Annotated in this window: 16 protein-coding genes; all 16 read left to right on the plus strand. The window is 52.2% G+C overall.

Translation table 11 applies throughout. From position 1 onward, the window contains the following. Positions 1 to 23 precede the first annotated feature (23 nt). The 16 genes from LUCIF_RS00385 (at position 24) to glmM (ending at position 17,714) form a co-directional block, all read left to right on the plus strand. On the plus strand, positions 24 to 737 hold the full coding sequence (locus LUCIF_RS00385) for an N-acetylmuramoyl-L-alanine amidase family protein (RefSeq protein WP_122625896.1): 714 nt from the start codon (positions 24 to 26) through the stop codon (positions 735 to 737). 45 nt (positions 738 to 782) lie between these two features. Next, positions 783 to 1,640, plus strand: coding sequence for an AmmeMemoRadiSam system protein B (gene amrB, locus LUCIF_RS26365; protein WP_122625897.1), 858 nt, complete (start codon positions 783 to 785; stop codon positions 1,638 to 1,640). After that, complete coding sequence (amrA, locus tag LUCIF_RS26370) at positions 1,630 to 2,145, plus strand: AmmeMemoRadiSam system protein A (RefSeq protein ID WP_122625898.1); 516 nt, start codon at positions 1,630 to 1,632, stop codon at positions 2,143 to 2,145. Before amrB ends, amrA begins: the two co-directional genes overlap by 11 nt. Positions 2,146 to 2,293: 148 nt before the next feature. Then, positions 2,294 to 3,301, plus strand: coding sequence for an AmmeMemoRadiSam system radical SAM enzyme (gene amrS, locus LUCIF_RS00400; protein ID WP_122625899.1), 1,008 nt, complete (start codon positions 2,294 to 2,296; stop codon positions 3,299 to 3,301). 258 nt (positions 3,302 to 3,559) lie between these two features. Beyond that, complete coding sequence (gene argC, locus LUCIF_RS00405) at positions 3,560 to 4,591, plus strand: N-acetyl-gamma-glutamyl-phosphate reductase (RefSeq protein WP_122625900.1); 1,032 nt, start codon at positions 3,560 to 3,562, stop codon at positions 4,589 to 4,591. 158 nt (positions 4,592 to 4,749) lie between these two features. Next, positions 4,750 to 5,958, plus strand: coding sequence for a bifunctional glutamate N-acetyltransferase/amino-acid acetyltransferase ArgJ (argJ, locus tag LUCIF_RS00410; RefSeq protein ID WP_122625901.1), 1,209 nt, complete (start codon positions 4,750 to 4,752; stop codon positions 5,956 to 5,958). Positions 5,959 to 5,968: 10 nt separating this feature from the next. Next, complete coding sequence (argB, locus tag LUCIF_RS00415) at positions 5,969 to 6,856, plus strand: acetylglutamate kinase (protein WP_122625902.1); 888 nt, start codon at positions 5,969 to 5,971, stop codon at positions 6,854 to 6,856. A gap of 12 nt (positions 6,857 to 6,868) precedes the next feature. Next, on the plus strand, positions 6,869 to 8,068 hold the full coding sequence (locus LUCIF_RS00420; RefSeq protein WP_243638621.1) for an acetylornithine transaminase: 1,200 nt from the start codon (positions 6,869 to 6,871) through the stop codon (positions 8,066 to 8,068). Positions 8,069 to 8,121: 53 nt separating this feature from the next. Next, positions 8,122 to 9,057, plus strand: a complete 936-nt coding sequence (gene argF / locus LUCIF_RS00425) for an ornithine carbamoyltransferase (protein ID WP_122625903.1) — start codon at positions 8,122 to 8,124, stop codon at positions 9,055 to 9,057. A gap of 73 nt (positions 9,058 to 9,130) precedes the next feature. After that, complete coding sequence (locus LUCIF_RS00430) at positions 9,131 to 10,354, plus strand: argininosuccinate synthase (RefSeq protein ID WP_122625904.1); 1,224 nt, start codon at positions 9,131 to 9,133, stop codon at positions 10,352 to 10,354. Continuing rightward, positions 10,351 to 11,766, plus strand: a complete 1,416-nt coding sequence (gene argH, locus LUCIF_RS00435) for an argininosuccinate lyase (protein ID WP_122625905.1) — start codon at positions 10,351 to 10,353, stop codon at positions 11,764 to 11,766. The genes LUCIF_RS00430 and argH overlap by 4 nt, the downstream gene beginning before the upstream one ends. Positions 11,767 to 11,815: 49 nt before the next feature. After that, complete coding sequence (locus tag LUCIF_RS00440; protein WP_122625906.1) at positions 11,816 to 12,889, plus strand: branched-chain amino acid aminotransferase; 1,074 nt, start codon at positions 11,816 to 11,818, stop codon at positions 12,887 to 12,889. 91 nt (positions 12,890 to 12,980) lie between these two features. Continuing rightward, positions 12,981 to 13,799 carry a diadenylate cyclase CdaA gene (gene cdaA / locus LUCIF_RS00445; protein ID WP_122625907.1) on the plus strand — a complete coding sequence of 273 codons (819 nt, stop codon included), beginning with the start codon at positions 12,981 to 12,983 and terminating at the stop codon, positions 13,797 to 13,799. After that, complete coding sequence (locus LUCIF_RS00450; protein WP_122625908.1) at positions 13,799 to 14,737, plus strand: CdaR family protein; 939 nt, start codon at positions 13,799 to 13,801, stop codon at positions 14,735 to 14,737. Before cdaA ends, LUCIF_RS00450 begins: the two co-directional genes overlap by 1 nt. 29 nt (positions 14,738 to 14,766) lie before the next feature. Beyond that, positions 14,767 to 16,362: an NAD(P)/FAD-dependent oxidoreductase gene (locus LUCIF_RS00455; protein ID WP_122625909.1), complete on the plus strand. Its 1,596-nt coding sequence runs from the start codon at positions 14,767 to 14,769 to the stop codon at positions 16,360 to 16,362. Between the two features lie 11 nt (positions 16,363 to 16,373). Beyond that, positions 16,374 to 17,714, plus strand: a complete 1,341-nt coding sequence (gene glmM / locus LUCIF_RS00460) for a phosphoglucosamine mutase (RefSeq protein ID WP_122625910.1) — start codon at positions 16,374 to 16,376, stop codon at positions 17,712 to 17,714. Positions 17,715 to 17,883: the final 169 nt, after the last annotated feature.

Raw genomic sequence — 17,883 nt, forward strand, 5'->3', positions numbered from 1 at the left:
AAAGAACAGAGGGGGGCGGGAATATGTTGATGATTTTACGGCAGCAGCAGGTAAGACGGCTGGCCGTGTTCAGCATTGCCACCGTAATTTTAAATTTGGCGGCGATCCGTTATCTGGTAAGGGATGATCTGGAGACGGTAAATCTGGCAGCCCTAAAGGGGCATAAAATTATTATCGATGCCGGTCATGGCGGGATTGACAGCGGCGCCAGCCAGAACGGAGTGGTAGAGAAAGATGTCAATTTAGCGATTGCCCGGAAATTAGGCCGGGTCTTGGAGGATAATGGCAGTGGTGTCAGTTTTACCCGGGAAGATGATATTGACTATTATACCCGGGGGAAAGGCGGCAAGCGCAGTGACCTTATGAAACGGGTAGAAATGATTAATGCCGCGGGAGCCGAAGTCTTTGTCAGCATTCATGTCAATGCAATCCGTCAAACCGAGCTCAAGGGCGCGCAAGTTTTTTACAATCCCCAGAAAGCGTCGAGCAAAGTATTGGCGGAAACCATGCAGCGGGCTTTAAAAGATTTTCCCCCCGGAAATAAACGTCAGGCTAAGCAGGATTTAGGGATTTTACTGTTGAATGCAACTACGATACCTGGAGTATTGGTTGAAACTGGTTATGTCACTAATAAGGAAGAAGCAGTCCGCTTGGCTGATCCGGTCTATCAGCAGAAACTGGCAGAACAGATTGCCAGAGCGCTGGCGTATCATTTCAGCCAAAATGCGGGAAGATAAGTTTAACTTACGGCAGTAAACAAAGAGCGCCGAGGGAGTGATGCTATGAACAATTTGGTAGGATGCGCTTTAATGCCTCATCCGCCGATCATGATACCGGAGGTGGGAAAAGACGAACTGGCGACAATCAGCGCCACGGTAACGGCAATGGACCAGGCCGCTCATGCATTAAAAGAATATAATCCTCAAACCGTCGTTATTATGAGTCCCCATGGACCGGTATTTAAAGATGCGGTCAGCATTAGCATTCATCCGCGTCTTAAAGGAAACTTCAGCGCTTTTGGCGCACCCGATGTTTCCCTGGGGTTTGAAGCGGACAGCCTCATTGTGCGGCATATACTGAAAAAAGCGGAACGGCTGGGTATCAATCTGGTGGAATTGACCGAGGATGTGGCGAAGAATTACCGGTTAAGCCTGCAACTGGACCACGGGGCGATGGTACCGCTTTATTACCTGCATAAAGCCGGTTTTAAGGGTCAGCTTGTCCACCTTTCCGTCGGTATGCTGGCTTATGAAGAAATGTATACTCTGGGTAAGGCGGTGCAAACGGCGGTTCATATGGTGGACAAGAAGGTGGCGGTCATCGCGTCGGGCGACCTGTCGCACCGGTTAACACCCGATGCTCCGGCCGGGTACAGTCCGCGGGGCCAGGAATTTGACCGGCAGGTATTGGATGCGCTGGGCAAGCTGGACGTAAAACAACTGCTGGCTATGGACCACAGTCTTATTGAGGAAGCCGGCGAGTGCGGCTTGCGTCCCATTTTCTTCCTCATGGGAGTATTGGGAGGCCTGGAAGTTACGCCGAAAATTTTGTCCTATGAAGGACCCTTCGGTGTTGGTTATGCGGTCGGTTTATTTTCCGTTAAGACAGGCAAGGGAGGAGCTGGAGCCAATGGCCGATAACAGTATCTACGTTCAATTGGCCAGGCAAAGCCTGAACTATTTTCTGCAGCATCGCAGCGTAATGCCTGTGCCGGCAGATATTCCACCTTCGCTGAAAGCACAAGCCGGCGTATTTGTATCCTTAAAGAAAAAAGGACAACTGCGTGGCTGTATCGGCACCTTTTTGCCGGTACAGGCCAGTATTGCCGCGGAAGTAATTACGAACGTCGTCAGCGCCGGCACGGAAGATCCCCGTTTTTCTCCCGTAACCCCGGCGGAACTGGCGGAGTTGGATATATCCGTTGACGTATTGGCCCCGCCGGAGGCGGTCAACAGTCTGGATGAGCTGGACCCGCAAAAATATGGCGTTATCGTGCGGCGGGGACACCGCAGCGGTTTACTGCTGCCGATGCTGGACGGGGTGGATACGGTGGAAGAGCAGGTTGGCATCGCTATGCAGAAGGCGGGAATTGCCCCTGGGGAAGAGATCGACCTATATCGTTTTACCGTGCACCGTTATACTTAGCTAAAAGAGCCTGCTTAAAAAGCGCGTCTACGTTGTTGCGGCTGCGCGTTCTCACTCAACGTACGTCTGAGTACGCCTTCGTTCGAATGCTCGCCGCGCCTAGTAGCCACATCTTTTTAAGCAGGCTCGGAAAAGGGTGAACAGGGAAATGCTGCATGAAGCGCTTTATTATACCAGGCAGGACCATAATGTACGGTGTGATTTATGTCCCAAAACCTGTTTGATTCCACCGGACAAGACCGGCTTTTGCCGGGTGCGCCGGAACCGGGACGGCAAACTGATGACGGAAAACTACGGAGCCTGTTCCTCTTGGGCGCTGGACCCGATTGAGAAGAAACCGCTCTATCACTTTTATCCCGGCAGTCATATCTTTTCAATTGGCACGTGGGGCTGTAATTTCGCCTGTCAATTTTGTCAAAACTGGCAGATTGCCCAAAAGAGCCCGCCAACGGAAGAACTGGCGCCGGGTGAGGCCGTGGCGATGGCCGTGCGGGCGGGACGGAATAATATCGGCATTGCCTATACCTACTCCGAGCCCAGTGTCTGGTACGAATATATCCGGGATACGGCCCTCCTGGCCCGGCAGGAACAACTGAAAAATGTCATGATTACCAATGGCTATATTAATGCCGGACCGCTGCAGGAACTGCTGCCGCTGATTGACGCCATGAACATCGATGTCAAAGCGTTCAATGCTCCTTTTTACCGCCAAATGTGTGCCGGCGAGCTGGAAAGAGTCAAAGAAACGGTTGAGTTGGCGGCTGAGTCCTGCCATGTGGAAGTGACGACCCTCTTAATTCCCGGTCAAAATGACAAACGGCAGGAAATTGCCGCTTTGGCCAAATGGCTTGCTTCTATAGATAAGAATATACCGCTGCATTTTTCCCGCTATTTTCCCAACTATCAGATGGAGCTGCCGCCTACGCCGGCGGCTACCCTGGAAATGGCGTACGAAGAGGCCAGGCAATATCTGTCCTATGTATATTTAGGCAATCTGGCCGGCCGCGGCGTCAATACATATTGTCCCGCTTGCGGTCAGCTTATTATTGACCGGCAAACCGGCTGCAGCTATGCTACACCGGACCAGGAATGCCCACGGTGCCGGGAACCGGTTTCCGTCATTGGTCCAATTTACTTGCGAGGCTGTCATGCATAATGAACAGTCTCTTTTTATTTTAAAAAAATAAATCATGTGTCCCACTTTTTGCAGCCATCTGTCACTCGGCAATAATTCTCCTGAGAAAGATAAAGTGAGTGGATTTTAAACGAAATATAAGTCAGTATTTACTTTGCGGCTATAAATTGGGAGAAATATTGTCGCTATAAATTCGGAGTGCGAAATGTGGGATTATACAAAAAACTATTGCATTATTATTCAGTCATATTGTATAATTATGAGCAAGGAGGCATTCACATGAAAGTTAGTATTATTGGTGCCACCGGGTATACCGGCGCGGAACTTCTGCGAATTTTAAACATGCATCCGGCGGTGGAAATCAGTTATCTTACATCGGAAAGCCACACGGGTGCGGCCATCAATACAATATACCCCCACCTAAGCGGAGTGTATGACCGATGTCTGGTAAGTATGCAGGCGATGGAGGACATTGGCCGGGAGAGCGATGTGGTATTTATCGGTCTGCCCCATGGGCACGCCATGGAAGTAGGAAAAAAATTGGCCGGTACGGTTAAAATCATTGATTTAGGCGCCGACTATCGGTTTTATAATACAGCAACCTATGAAACGTGGTATAAAGTACCCCATACGCACAAAGAGTCCGGCGCTGTCTATGGCCTGACCGAGTTGTACCGGGAAAAAGTCAAGGCGGCGTCCATCGTGGGCAATCCCGGCTGTTATACTACAGCCAGCATATTGGCGCTGGCGCCGCTGGTGCAGAAACAACTGGTGGATGTGACCACACTGGTGGTGGATGCCAAGTCCGGGGTTTCCGGCGCAGGCCGGGGCCTTAGCCTGGGGTCTCACTTCACGGAAGTATTTGAAAGTGTAAAAGCTTACAACATTGGGGGGCATCGCCACACGCCGGAAATTGAGCAGGCTCTCAGCGAGCTTGCCGGCACAGAAGTGGTTATCAGTTTTACACCCCATCTGATTCCCATGGCCCGGGGTATTTTAAGCACCTGTTATGCCAAACTAAAACCGGGTGTGACACCGGAGCAGGTTGACCAGGCCTTTGCCGACCTGTACGGCCGCGAATATTTTATCCGGCTGTTAGGGCGGGGCGGTTATCCGGCGACCAAGAACACCCGGGGCTCCAACTTCTGTGACCTGGGATGGCATGTGGATGCCCGCACCGGCAGGGTGATTGTGGTAGCCGCCATTGACAATCTGGTAAAAGGCGCTGCCGGTCAGGCCGTGCAAAATATGAATGTTATGTTTGACTTGGACGAAAAAACCGGACTGAATCAGGTGCCGGTATATCCCTAATTTTGCTTTAATGGCCTAGGGCGTACGCTCGCCACTGTTTTGCAGCCGGTCCGCGCTACGTCCTCGCCATTGATATAATTTATTGGCTTAATTCTAAAATTTTAGTTTGAATAAAAGGAAGGATGGACAGTTTGACTGTCCATATGGAGGTATAGAGGATGTTACAGGCAATTGACGGCGGGATTACCGCCGCGAAAGGATTTAAAGCTGCCGGTGTCAAAGCGGGGATTAAAAAAAGCGGCAAGGAAGATGTCGCTTTAATTGTCAGTGAAGTTCCCGCGGCGGCGGCAGCCGTATTTACTACCAACACCATGGCGGCGGCGCCGGTCATTGTATCCCGCCGGGCCGTGGAAAAAGGCTCGATTGGCGCCGTGGTGGTAAATTCCGGCTGCGCCAATGCCTGCACCGGACAGCAAGGCATGGTAGACGCACAGTCCATGGCGCATATGACGGCATCCTTACTGGGGCTGGACGATGACGAAGTCATTGTCGCCTCTACCGGGATTATCGGTGTTCCCCTGCCAATGGGAAAAGTCGCCGCCGGCATCAAACAGGCGGTACAGGAACTATCCCTTAGCGGCCACGACAAAGCAATGCAGGCCATTATGACGACAGATACCTTTGTTAAACAGTGCAGCTATCAGTTTATGCTGGAAGGCGTACCGGTGAAAATTGGCGGCATGGCGAAAGGCGCGGGCATGATCCATCCCAATATGGCCACCATGCTGGCTTTTGTCACGACCGACGCCGCCATCGCGCAGCCACTCCTCAACCAAGCGCTGCAAGAAGCGGTTGAGATATCGTTTAATATGACTTCGGTGGACGGCGACACCAGTACCAACGACATGCTGTGTGTGCTGGCCAACGGAATGGCCGGCAATACACCCGTTGAAGATACGGGCAGCGAAAGTTATCAGGTTTTTTTGGCCGCCCTCAAACAAGTATGCACTTATTTGGCGCAGCAGATAGTCCGGGACGGCGAAGGAGCTACCAAATTTATTGAAATTAATGTGACCGGCGCCGGGACTTTTGCCGACGCCAAACAGGCAGCCATGGCCATTGCCAAATCGCCGCTGGTCAAAACCGCTTTTTTCGGAGAAGACCCGAATTGGGGCCGGATTTTATGCGCCGTAGGCTATGCGGGAATTGGCGCCGATCCGGAACAAACCTCTCTGGCCATTGGCGGCATCCCCATTGTGCAGGACGGCCTGGGGACTCAGTATGACGAACAGGCCTTGCGGAATGTTATGGCCGCCAAAGATATTGCCGTAACGGTTACGTTGGGTATGGGCAACGCGGCAGCGACCGTATGGACATGTGATTTTTCGTATGAATATGTTAAAATCAATGGAGAATACCATACATGAGGTGATATACATGATTAATTCGGTCGAAAAAGCGGACGTATTGATTGAGGCCCTGCCATATATGCAGAAGTTTGCCGGTAAGACCATTGTTGTTAAATACGGCGGCAACGCCATGGTCAGTGAAGAGCTGAAACGGAATGTGATTCAGGACATTATTTTAATGAAATATGTCGGGATGCGTCCCGTGGTCATTCATGGGGGCGGCCCGGAAATTACCGCCATGCTGCGGCAGTTGGGTAAAGAAACCACGTTTACCGGCGGGCTGCGGATTACGGACCCGGAAACGGTATCGGTCGCAGAAATGGTTCTTGTCGGCAAGATCAATACGGAAATTGTTACTCTTCTCAACCAGTACGGCGGGCGGGCTGTAGGCCTGAACGGTAAAGACGCCGACCTGATTGTAGCCCAAAAGCACTGGGCCAAGGTCACCGAGAATGGCAAGACGAAAGAAGCGGATATCGGCATGGTTGGCGACGTCGACCGGATTAATAAAGGAATTTTGCTAACTTTGCTGGATCAGGGCTATATTCCGGTGATTGCTCCCATTGGCGTTGGGCTGAAGGGAGAAACCTACAATATCAACGCCGACTCGGTAGCCGGTGAAATTGCCGGCGCGCTGGCGGCGGAAAAGCTGCTGCTGCTGACGGATGTGGAAGGCATTTACCGTGATTATCAGGATAAAAGCACGTTTGTCTCCACCTTGTCTTTCGGGGAGGCCCAGGAAATGATTCAAAGCGGCAGTATTGACGGCGGCATGATTCCTAAAGTGGAAGCCTGCATACAGGCCCTGAAAAAGGGAGCGGCTAAAACACACATCGTTGACGGACGGCAGCCCCATTCTTTATTGCTGGAGATCTTCACCAACAAAGGGATTGGCACCGAAGTAGTGAAAGAGTAGGAGGGAACGAAGGTGAACCAAGAGCAAGTATTTGCCTGGGACCATGCGTATTATATGCCGGTATTTGCCCGGTATCCGATTGTTTTATCCCATGGGGAAGGCCCTTACGTTTATGACACGGAAGGGAAAAAATATCTCGACTTTTTGGCAGGTATTGCCGTTAATATATTAGGCCACGCCCATCCGGCGCTGGTCCGGGCGGTCAGTGAACAGGCCGCCAAAATGATTCATTGTTCCAATTTGTATTATACCGAGGCCCAAGCGACCCTGGCCCGGAGTCTGGCAACACTGAGCGGTCTCGGTAAGGTGTTTATTGCCAACAGCGGCGCGGAAGCCAATGAAGGCGCAATCAAGCTGGCCCGCAAATATGCCAAGGCCATTCATCCGGATAAAGTGGAAATTATAACGGCGGAGCACTGTTTCCACGGCCGCACGCTGGCGACTATTACCGCTACGGCCCAGCCTAAATACCAGGCCGGTTATGAACCGCTGCCGGGAGGATTCAAATATGTGGCTTATAATGACATAGCCGCGCTGCAAGCGGTTATGTCGGCAAAGACCTGCGCCGTAATGCTGGAGCCCATCCAGGGCGAAGGCGGCATTCATGTTCCGGACCCCGGCTATCTCGGCCAAGTGCGCCAATTATGCGATCAATATGGCGCCCTCCTTATTTTCGATGAAATCCAGAGCGGCATGGGCCGTACCGGGAAAATGTTTGCCTACGAGCATGAGAACGTAGTCCCGGATATCGCGACCCTGGCCAAAGGCCTGGGCGGCGGGGTGCCCATCGGGGCGTTTATGGCGGCGGACAAGGTGGCGGCGGCCTTTAAGCCCGGCGATCATGGCACGACGTTTGGCGGCAATCCGTTGGCTTCCGCCGCGGCCAATGCCGTCTTAAAGACCATGCAGGAAGAAAAGATCCTGGCCAATGTAACCGCTGTCGGCAATTATATGGTAAAACAACTGAATGGTCTGAAGGATGCCTACCCGGCGCTGATTACGAAAGTGCGGGGCAAAGGCCTGATGCTGGGAATGCAGCTGTCCCGTCCCGGACGGGAAATTGTCCAAACCTGTATGGAACGGGGTCTGATCATTAATTGTACGGCCGGCGATGTGCTGCGTTTCGTGCCGCCCCTGATTATCACCCGGGAACATGTGGACGAAATGGTGGCGGTCCTCGACAGTGTGCTGGCCGGGGCGGTAAAACAATAGGCGCGGAAGAATTCACGCAAGTCTGTAGGATTTGATTTAGGGGGTAAACGGCTATGAGCCTTAAGGGGAAAGATTTACTGTCCATTCATGATTTAACGGCCGATGAGGTTTATGAAATACTGGACCTTGCCAAAACATTGAAGGCGAAACAGAAGGCGGGTGAACCGCACCATCTGCTGCAGGGAAAAACACTGGGTATGATTTTTCAAAAATCGTCCACCCGTACCAGAGTATCGTTCGAAACGGGCATTTACCAGCTGGGCGGCATGGGGCTGTTCCTGAACGCCAATGACCTGCAGATCGGCCGGGGTGAACCGGTAAAAGATACGGCCCGGGTATTGTCCCGCTATGTGGATGGGATTATGATCCGTACATTTTCCCATAAAGAAGTGGAAGAACTGGCCCATTATTCATCGGTGCCCATCATCAATGGTCTGACCGACCTTATGCATCCCTGTCAAGCATTGGCCGATCTTTTTACCGCTGTAGAATACAAAGGCAGTCTAAAAGGCAAGAAACTGGCTTTTATCGGGGACGGCAACAACATGGCCCACTCGCTGCTGCACGGTTGCGCCAAAATGGGGATGGATATTGCTGTGGCAACACCGCCCGGCTATGAACCCGCGGCGCGGATTGTGGCGGAAGCTAAAGCCGACGCCGCGAAAACGGGCAGTCAGGTTATTATTGTGAATGATCCGCTGGAAGCCGCGAAGAATGCGGATGTTCTTTACACCGATGTATGGGCCAGCATGGGCCAGGAAACGGAGCAGATGGCCCGTAAACGTATTTTTGTTGATTTTCAGATCAATCAGAGCGTGTTGGCGGTGGCTCATCCGGAATCCATTGTCATGCATTGCCTGCCTGCCCACCGGGGAGAAGAAATTACGGACGAAGTCATGGAAGGACCGCATTCGGTCGTATTTGACGAAGCAGAAAACCGTCTTCATGTGCAAAAAGCAATTATGGCTCTGTTAATGGGCAAGAAATAGAGGAGTTTAACGGGAAAAAACGAAACAAATCCCGATGAAACCGGAGTTATCGTATAATAAGGAGGAACTGGTTATGAGCGACATTAAGAAAATTGTACTGGCCTATTCGGGCGGACTGGATACATCCGTCATCATTCCCTGGCTGAAGGAAAATTACCATTGCCAGGTGATTGCGGTCTGCGCCGATGTAGGCCAGGGCGACGAACTGGCGCCGGTCCGGGAAAAAGCCGTCAAATCCGGTGCGGATAAAGTATATATCGAGGATTTGAAACAGGAATTCCTGGAGGAATATGTGTGGCCGACCCTGAAGGCCGGCGCCGTCTACGAAGGTAAGTACCTGCTGGGGACATCTTTTGCCAGACCGGTTATAGCCAAGGCGTTAGTGAAAATTGCCGAACAGGAAGGCGCCGACGCCATCTGCCATGGCGCTACCGGCAAAGGCAACGACCAGGTGCGGTTTGAACTGACGGTTAAGGCCCTTGCGCCGCACCTTAAAATCGTTGCTCCCTGGCGGCTGTGGGATATCCGTTCCCGGGAAGATGCCATTGACTATGCGGAAAAGCATAATATTCCCGTTCCGGTTACCAAAAAACGCCCTTACAGCATGGACCGGAATATCTGGCACCTCAGCCATGAAGGGGCAGATCTGGAAAATCCCTGGAATGAACCGAAAGACGATGTCTACATGGTCACTAAGACACCCGAGCAGGCGCCGGACAAACCCACTTATGTGGAGATTACGTTTGAAAAGGGCATTCCTGTAGCGGTGGACGGTGTGAAACTGGGCGCAGTGGCTTTGCTGGAGAAACTGAACGACTTAGGCGCTGCTAATGGCATTGGCATTGCGGACATTGCCGAAAACCGTTTAGTTGGCATGAAATCCCGCGGCGTATATGAAAACCCCGGCGGAGCCATCCTATATTATGCGCACCGGGAACTGGAATACCTGACCTTGGACCGGGCCACCATGCACTATAAGGAACAAGTGGCTGTACGTTATGCAGAACTGGTGTATGACGGCATGTGGTTCTCACCCTTGCGGGAAGCCCTGGATGCTTTTGTCAACGCCACCCAGGCAACCGTTACCGGTTTGGTCCGCTTAAAACTGTATAAGGGAAATATCATGAGCGCCGGTTCTAAATCGCCCTATTCCTTATACCATGAAGAATTTGTCACCTTTGGACGGGATGAAGTATACAATCAAAAAGACGCCGAAGGATTTATCAACCTGTTCGGACTGCCTTTAAAGATCCGGGCGCTTATGCAACAGTCGCAGAAAGAGGGAAAAGGGCAATGACGAAACTTTGGGGCGGTCGATTCGCCAAAAGTACGGACGGAATGGTGGAGGAGTTTACCTCCTCCATTTCTTTTGACAGCCGCATGTACCGGCAGGATATTGCCGGCAGCATCGCTCATGCAAAAATGCTGGCCCGCTGCGGCATTATCGGCGGGGAAGAGGCCGGACGGATTGTGGAGGGGCTGACGGGCATTCTCCATGATATTGAAGCCGGCCGGTTCAGTTTTGAAGTGTCCCTGGAAGATATCCACATGAATATTGAAAAGCGGCTGACCGAGCGCATCGGTCCCGTAGGCGGCAAGCTTCATACCGCCCGGAGCCGCAATGACCAGGTGGCCCTGGATACGCATATGTATCTGAAACAGGAAATCGCCGTGATTGCCGGTTTGCTGACGGATTTGCAGCAGGCCGTCCTTGACGCGGCGGAAAAATATCCTGCGGTCATTATGCCCGGCTATACCCATTTGCAGCGGGCGCAGCCCATTTTGTTCTCTCATCATCTCATGGCTTATTTCTTCATGCTGGTCCGGGATTTCAGCCGCCTGGAAGGAGTATGGAGCCGGACCGACCTGATGCCGCTGGGCGCGGGAGCGCTGGCGGGCACCACTTTCCCCATCGACCGGCATTGGGTAGCGGAAGAACTCAAATTTGGCGGGCTCTATGACAACAGTCTGGATGCTGTCAGCGACCGGGACTACATTCTGGAGTTTTTGTCTTTCGCCTCCATCCTGATGATGCATCTGAGCCGTCTCAGTGAGGAAATCATTCTTTGGTCTTCGGCGGAATTTTCCTTTATCGAACTGGACGATGCCCATTGCACCGGGTCCAGCATTATGCCGCAGAAAAAAAATCCCGACGTGTCGGAACTGGTGCGGGGCAAAACCGGCCGGGTATTCGGCCATTTGATGGCCATGCTGACCGTGGCCAAGGGTCTGCCTCTGGCGTACAATAAAGATTTACAGGAAGATAAAGAGGGGCTGTTTGATACCATTGATACGGTCAAATTCAGTCTGACTGTGTACGCTTCCCTGCTGCGGGCCATGAAAGTGAATGCGGACCGCATGTCCGAGGCGGTGCGCCATGATTTTTCCAATGCCACCGACATGGCCGATTATCTGGTGAAAAAAGGCTTGCCGTTCCGGCAGGCCCACGAAGTGGTGGGCAAGGCGGTATTATACTGTATTGAACAGAACAAATGGCTCATGGACTTATCATTGAGCGAATTTCAACAGCTGTCGCCCCTGTTTGAGATCGATATCCTGGAGGCATTAAAGGTGGAGACCTGTGTAGAAGCCCGCAATTCTTTCGGCGGAACTTCTCCCCTTCAGGTCGGACAGGCCATAACCAAAGGCAAAGGGATTATTTTCCGGCAGAAAAGTGTACTTGACACGTATACAAAAAGCAATATATAATAATTCTAATCTAAAATCTGGCAATAGACAAAGTTGAGGAGGGAAACAAATGACCAACATACCGGTGACCCCGGCGGGCCGGAAGAGTATGGTGCCGCCGGCTGATCAGCTTGGGTTTGGTAAGATTTTTACTGATCATATGTTTGTCATGGATTATGAAACCGGTAAGGGGTGGCATTCGCCGCAAATTGTGCCCTATGACCAGTTCTCCCTTTATCCCGCCGCCATGGTCCTTCATTATGGGCAAGCCATTTTTGAAGGGATGAAAGCCTTTAAGACGGAGGATAACCGGATTGTCGTATTTCGTCCCCAGGAATATTTAAACCGTTTTAACCGTTCGGCGGAGATCCTGTGTATTCCGCGTATGGATGTTGCCGTATTGCACCAAGGTTTGAAGCAACTGCTGGAAATTGAGAAACAATGGGTTCCTGGCAAGCTGGGAACCAGTTTGTATATCCGGCCCTTTGTGATTGCCACGGATCCCTATGTGGGTGTTAAATTATCCGATGCTTATAAACTGTTTATTATTCTTTCTCCGGTTGGCGCCTACTACGCCGCCGGTTTTAACCCGGTCAGCATTAAAGTGGAAGATAAATATATCCGGGCCGTACCGGGCGGGTTAGGCGAAGCGAAGACGCCCGCCAATTATGCGGCCAGTCTGCGGGCCCAGCAGGAGGCGAAAAAGGAAGGCTTTGCCCAGGTGCTGTGGCTGGATGCGGTAGAGCGGAAATATATCGAAGAAGTCGGCACTATGAATATCTTTTTCAAAATTAACGGGGAAATTATTACCCCGGCCCTAAACGGCAGCATCTTAGGGGGAATTACCCGTAAGACAGTTCTGGAGACGGCCAGACACTGGGGTATGAAGGCAACGGAACGGAAAATTTCCGTTGAGGAAGTATTTGCGGCTCATGACCAGGGCCAGTTGGAGGAAGTGTTCGGTTCCGGCACGGCCGCAGTCATTTCGCCGGTAGGTGAATTGTCCTGGAAGGGCCGTAAAATTACGATTAACAACAATCAGACCGGTGAAACGTCCCAAAAATTATTTGACTATGTTACCGGGTTGCAGTATGGAAAAGTCGCCGATAAACACGGCTGGGTGGAAGAAATGGCCCGGCTGTAAAAAATTGTGCCTTCCGCGCAAACTGCGCGGGAGGTTTTTCTTATGAATGGGTAGAATAGTTTTATGGACTAATAATTGAGGTGTTTTGTTTATGCTGCTGCAAATCAAGGGCGTTTTAGCTACGATTAGCCTGCTGGATATTGCCGATATTCTAATTGTAGCCTATTTCCTGTACAAATTGTATGTAGTGATCAAAGACACGCGCGCGGTGGCTCTGTTAAAAGGGATTATCGTTCTGCTGATGGCGACACTGGTGAGCAAATGGCTGGGGCTTAATGTGATTAACTGGCTGCTGCAAAAAACGATGACCGTTATGCTGGTCGCCCTGCCGGTTGTCTTTCAGCCGGAGCTGCGGCGAGCTCTCGAACAGCTGGGCCGGGGACGCTTTTTTCATAAAAGCAATTTTCTGAACGAAGAAGAGACCGAAACCTTACTGAACGAAATATCGCGTACTGTCTCCGTACTGTCTAAAAACAAAATTGGCGCACTCATCGTGATCGAGCGGGAAACGGGCTTAAACGATTATATTGAAACCGGTTTGAAAGTCGATGGACTGGTATCCAGCGAGTTTTTGATTAATGTGTTCATTCCGAATACTCCCATGCATGACGGCGCGGTGATTATCCGCGGCAACCGGGTCATGGCTGCGGGCTGTCTTTTGCCGCTGACGGAGGATCGTACCCTGAACAAGGAATTGGGGACCCGGCACCGGGCCGCCATTGGCGTTACGGAGCAAACCGACGCCGTAGTTATTATCGTCAGCGAAGAGACGGGCATTATTTCCGTTGCCCGGAGCGGGCATCTTATGCGCTATTTTGATGCCGAAACCCTGAAAGACAATCTGCGTCCTTTGTTTACAACCAAACATACTTCGTTTAGTGATTATTTTAACTGGAGGTCTCCTTCATAATGGATAGAATTCCAGGGAAGAATATTACTGCCAAAATACTGGCGCTCATTCTGGCTACTGTCCTGTGGCTTTATGTGATGAACGAACAAAATCCGCCGATCGAAGCCGGTTTTACCGCTATGCTGGAAACACGCAACGCCGACGGAGGGTATATCGTTACGAATGCGCCCGATGCCATTCAGGTTAAAGTCCGGGGGCCCCGCAGCATTATTGCCGGCTTACAGGCCCGGGACATCCGGGCCTATCTTGATATCCGCGGCTTGGGTGAGGGAAAGCATACGGTGAAAGTCCACGCGTCCGTTCCGGCCAGTCTGGAACTGGTGGAAGTAAATCCCGACACGGTATCTGTCACAATTGAAAAGGCGATTAATAAACAGCTGCCGGTGGAAGTCAGTCTGAGCGGAACGCCGGCGGACAGTTTGGTGGTAGGAAAGGCAGTGGCGAATCCGCAGCAAGTGACGGTGGAAGGGCCGAAATCGCTGGTGAACGAAGCGCAAAGAGTCGTTGCCCCGGTTGATCTGACGGGCAAGAACGGCGACTTCGATGTGAGCGTACCGCTTCGTATACTGGGAAGAGACGGGAAGGAAATAAAAGGATTGACTCTGTATCCCGGCCAGGTATCTGTGTCTCTGAACCTGATGAAAGGGGTAAACAAGAAGATACTGGATATAAAGACCATCGTTTTCGGCAATTTAACGCCCGGTGTTACCTTGAAGCGCATTATTACCGAACCGGATAAGATCGAAGTAAGCGGACCGAATGACGTCCTGGACAAACTGGATTCGGTTTATACCGAACCGATTAATGTTACGGGGATTACGAAAGACACGGCCAGGGAAGTCAAATTGCAAATTAAAGAAGGCCTGGTCGCATCGCAAAATTCAGTGATTGTACATATTTCGGTAGAGCCTAAGCCGGCCGTGCCGCCGCCGCATTAGGCGGAGTATACTATAAGGAGAAATCAGGTTTGCTCAGAATCAATAATTTGCGGGTGTCTCTCACGGATGACACGGATCTTAAAACGCTTGCGGCCAGGCGGCTGAAGCTGCCGCCCGGCGCCATCGCCGGCGTTGAGATTGTACGCCGCGCTTTGGATGCCCGGCGCAAGCAGAATATTAGTTTTGTCTATTCCCTGGACGTGACGCTGACGGTTGCGGAGGGGCAAGTTTTATCGCGCCTGCGGGGTGACCGGGACATTGCCGTCACTGCTATATCGCCGCCGGAAGAACTGGTTCCCGGTTCGGCCGTTCTTGACGGACGCCCCGTGGTTATCGGCGCCGGCCCGGCCGGATTGCTGGCAGCCTATACACTGGCCCGCCATGGATACCGGCCGCTCCTTTTGGAACGGGGCCGGGATGTGGATGCCCGCACCCGGGATGTGGCCCAATTCTGGCAGACCGGCCAGTTTAATCCGGTATCGAATGTGCAGTTTGGCGAAGGAGGCGCCGGTACTTTTTCCGACGGCAAATTGACTACCCGGGTAACCGACCCCTATATGCGGGAGGTATTGGATATTTTCATTGCCGCCGGTGCGCCGGCGGCAATCCGGTATGTACATAAACCGCACATCGGCACCGATCAGCTGCGGCGGGTTGTGAAGAAGATCCGTCAGGAGATTCTGGCCATGGGCGGGGAAGTGAAATTTGAAACGCAAGTGACGGGGCTGGTTGTCAAAGACGGTAAGCTCACCGGTTTAACGTTAAATCATAATGAAACGGTTTCCTGCCCTCTGGCTCTGGTTGCTATCGGCCACAGTGCCAGAGATACCTATGAGATGCTTTACCGGCAGGGAGTCACCATGGAGCCGAAGGCTTTCGCCATCGGCGTGCGCATTGAACATTTCCAGGAAATAATTGATAAGGCCCAGTACGGGCCTATGGCCGGGCATCCCAAGCTGGGACCGGCGGACTACGCGCTGGTCTATCACGACCGCCGCAACGGACGGACCGCTTATTCTTTTTGTATGTGTCCCGGCGGGGTAGTGGTGGCCGCCGCCTCGGAAGCGGGCGGAGTGGTTGCGAACGGTATGAGCCTGTATAGCCGGGATTCCGGGCTGGCCAACAGTGCCCTGGTAGTTAATGTGAATCCTGCCGACTGCGGCGCGCACGTGCTGAGCGGCATTGAATTTCAGCGCCGGTACGAGAAACTGGCCTTTACCTGCGCCGGGGAGAATTATTATGCGCCGGTCCAGACCGTGGGCGATTTTTTAGGTATGCAAGGCCAAAACGGCTCTTTTTTATGCGAACCCAGTTACCGGCCGGGAACAGTACCCGTTGACCTCCACCGGTGTCTGCCGCGTTTCGTTACGGATACGCTGGCCGGAGCTTTGCCGGACTTTGGCCGGAAAATAGAAGGCTTTGACCATCCCGCCGCGGTATTAACGGGAGTGGAGACCCGTACGTCGGCGCCGGTCCGGCTGGTGCGGCAGCCGGATTATGTTTCTGCCGGTCTGGAGGGATTGTATCCTATCGGAGAAGGCGCAGGCTATGCCGGTGGAATTATGAGCGCGGCCCTGGACGGTCTTCGTGCCGCCATGGCCGTAATAAAAAAATATAAAGTATGAGGAGTAAACAAATGGGGAAACTTTTTGGCACGGATGGCGTACGGGGTGTCGCCAATAAGGAACTTACATCGGAATTAGCGTTTACACTGGGGCGGGCCGCTACGGCCTTTTTTGGGCGAGAGCACGAGCGGCCGGTTTTTTTGATTGGCCGTGATACAAGAATATCCGGACAAATGCTGGAATCATCCCTGGCAGCCGGGATTTGTTCCGCCGGCGGCCAGGCGGTTATAGCCGGGGTCATGCCGACGCCGGCAGTTGCCTATTTGACACGCAAACTGAATGCGCAGGCGGGAATTGTAATTTCCGCTTCCCATAATCCCTATCCCGATAACGGTATTAAGTTTTTTGCGGCCAGCGGCTATAAGCTGCCGGACGCTACGGAAGACCAACTGGAAGAAATGGTACTGGCTCCGTCCGATACTATGCCCCGGCCTACGGGAGATAAGGTCGGCACCGTAGTGTTTCACCACGATTTGTTGCGGGAATATATTAATTACGCCATCGGTACGGTGGATACCGATTTTAAAGGACTAAAAATTGTTGTCGACTGTGCCAACGGCGCGGCCTATGAAGCAGCCCCGGTGGTTCTTAAACGGCTGGGGGCGGAAGTGATAGTCCTTAATAATCAGCCCAATGGAGTTAATATCAATGATTGCTGCGGCTCAACCCATCTGGAACAGATCCGGCAAGCCGTGCTGGACCATAAAGCGGATTTGGGAATTGCCCATGACGGCGACGCCGACCGGTGTCTGGCGATTGACGAAAAGGGCCAGGTTGTGGATGGTGACCAGATTATGGTCATCTGTGCCCTGAACCTGATGAAAAATCAGCATTTAAAACAAAATACCCTGGTAACCACGGTCATGAGCAATATTGGCTTGCATCAGGCGGTAAAAAAGGCTGGCGGCAATGTATTGGTCACCCCGGTGGGGGACCGTTACGTGCTGGAGGCCATGCGGGAAAAGGACCTGTCTCTGGGCGGCGAGCAGTCGGGACATATCATTTTCAGTGATTACAGCACCACTGGTGACGGCATTCTTACCGCCCTGCAACTGATTACGGCGCTGCGCAAGAGCGGTAAAAAGCTGTCGGAACTGGCCGGACTCATGACCCGCTTTCCCCAAACGCTGATCAATGTGCGGTTAAAAACAAAAGAAGGCTGGCAGGAAAATCGGGCCATTGCCGCTGCTATTCAGGCGGGAGAAAAAGAATTGGGCGAGAACGGCCGGATTTTAGTCCGCGCCTCCGGTACCGAACCGCTCCTTAGGGTCATGGCGGAAGGGCCGGACATGCCTCAACTGGAAAGCATCGTACAGATGATTGTGGACGTGGTCAAAAAAGAGCTGGCTTAGTTGACCAAACTCCGTTCTTATAATAAAATAGGTTATATGCAAGGGAGCACTGCCATGTGCTCCTTTGCATATATATAGATATCACTTTTTAAAGGGGGTGGGCTATGGATAGAGCGATGCATTTCGTAAACACTATAATTGAAGCGCTGGTACTTGCGGCAAGCCGCAA

The sequence above is a fragment of the Allolucifera butyrica genome (assembly GCF_900476375.1).
GTDB lineage: Bacteria > Bacillota > Negativicutes > Sporomusales > UPPP01 > Lucifera > Lucifera butyrica.

Excerpts from the sequence above, each read along its gene's own strand:
- amrB (WP_122625897.1), top strand. The coding sequence starts at position 783 with ATGAACAATTTGGTAGGATGCGCTTTAATGCCTCATCCGCCGATCATG.
- glmM (WP_122625910.1), top strand. The coding sequence starts at position 16,374 with ATGGGGAAACTTTTTGGCACGGATGGCGTACGGGGTGTCGCCAATAAG.
- argB (WP_122625902.1), top strand. The coding sequence starts at position 5,969 with ATGATTAATTCGGTCGAAAAAGCGGACGTATTGATTGAGGCCCTGCCA.
- LUCIF_RS00430 (WP_122625904.1), top strand. The coding sequence starts at position 9,131 with ATGAGCGACATTAAGAAAATTGTACTGGCCTATTCGGGCGGACTGGAT.
- LUCIF_RS00385 (WP_122625896.1), top strand. The coding sequence starts at position 24 with ATGTTGATGATTTTACGGCAGCAGCAGGTAAGACGGCTGGCCGTGTTC.
- argH (WP_122625905.1), top strand. The coding sequence starts at position 10,351 with ATGACGAAACTTTGGGGCGGTCGATTCGCCAAAAGTACGGACGGAATG.
- argJ (WP_122625901.1), top strand. The coding sequence starts at position 4,750 with ATGTTACAGGCAATTGACGGCGGGATTACCGCCGCGAAAGGATTTAAA.
- argF (WP_122625903.1), top strand. The coding sequence starts at position 8,122 with ATGAGCCTTAAGGGGAAAGATTTACTGTCCATTCATGATTTAACGGCC.
- cdaA (WP_122625907.1), top strand. The coding sequence starts at position 12,981 with ATGCTGCTGCAAATCAAGGGCGTTTTAGCTACGATTAGCCTGCTGGAT.
- amrS (WP_122625899.1), top strand. The coding sequence starts at position 2,294 with ATGCTGCATGAAGCGCTTTATTATACCAGGCAGGACCATAATGTACGG.
- argC (WP_122625900.1), top strand. The coding sequence starts at position 3,560 with ATGAAAGTTAGTATTATTGGTGCCACCGGGTATACCGGCGCGGAACTT.
- amrA (WP_122625898.1), top strand. The coding sequence starts at position 1,630 with ATGGCCGATAACAGTATCTACGTTCAATTGGCCAGGCAAAGCCTGAAC.
- LUCIF_RS00440 (WP_122625906.1), top strand. The coding sequence starts at position 11,816 with ATGACCAACATACCGGTGACCCCGGCGGGCCGGAAGAGTATGGTGCCG.
- LUCIF_RS00450 (WP_122625908.1), top strand. The coding sequence starts at position 13,799 with ATGGATAGAATTCCAGGGAAGAATATTACTGCCAAAATACTGGCGCTC.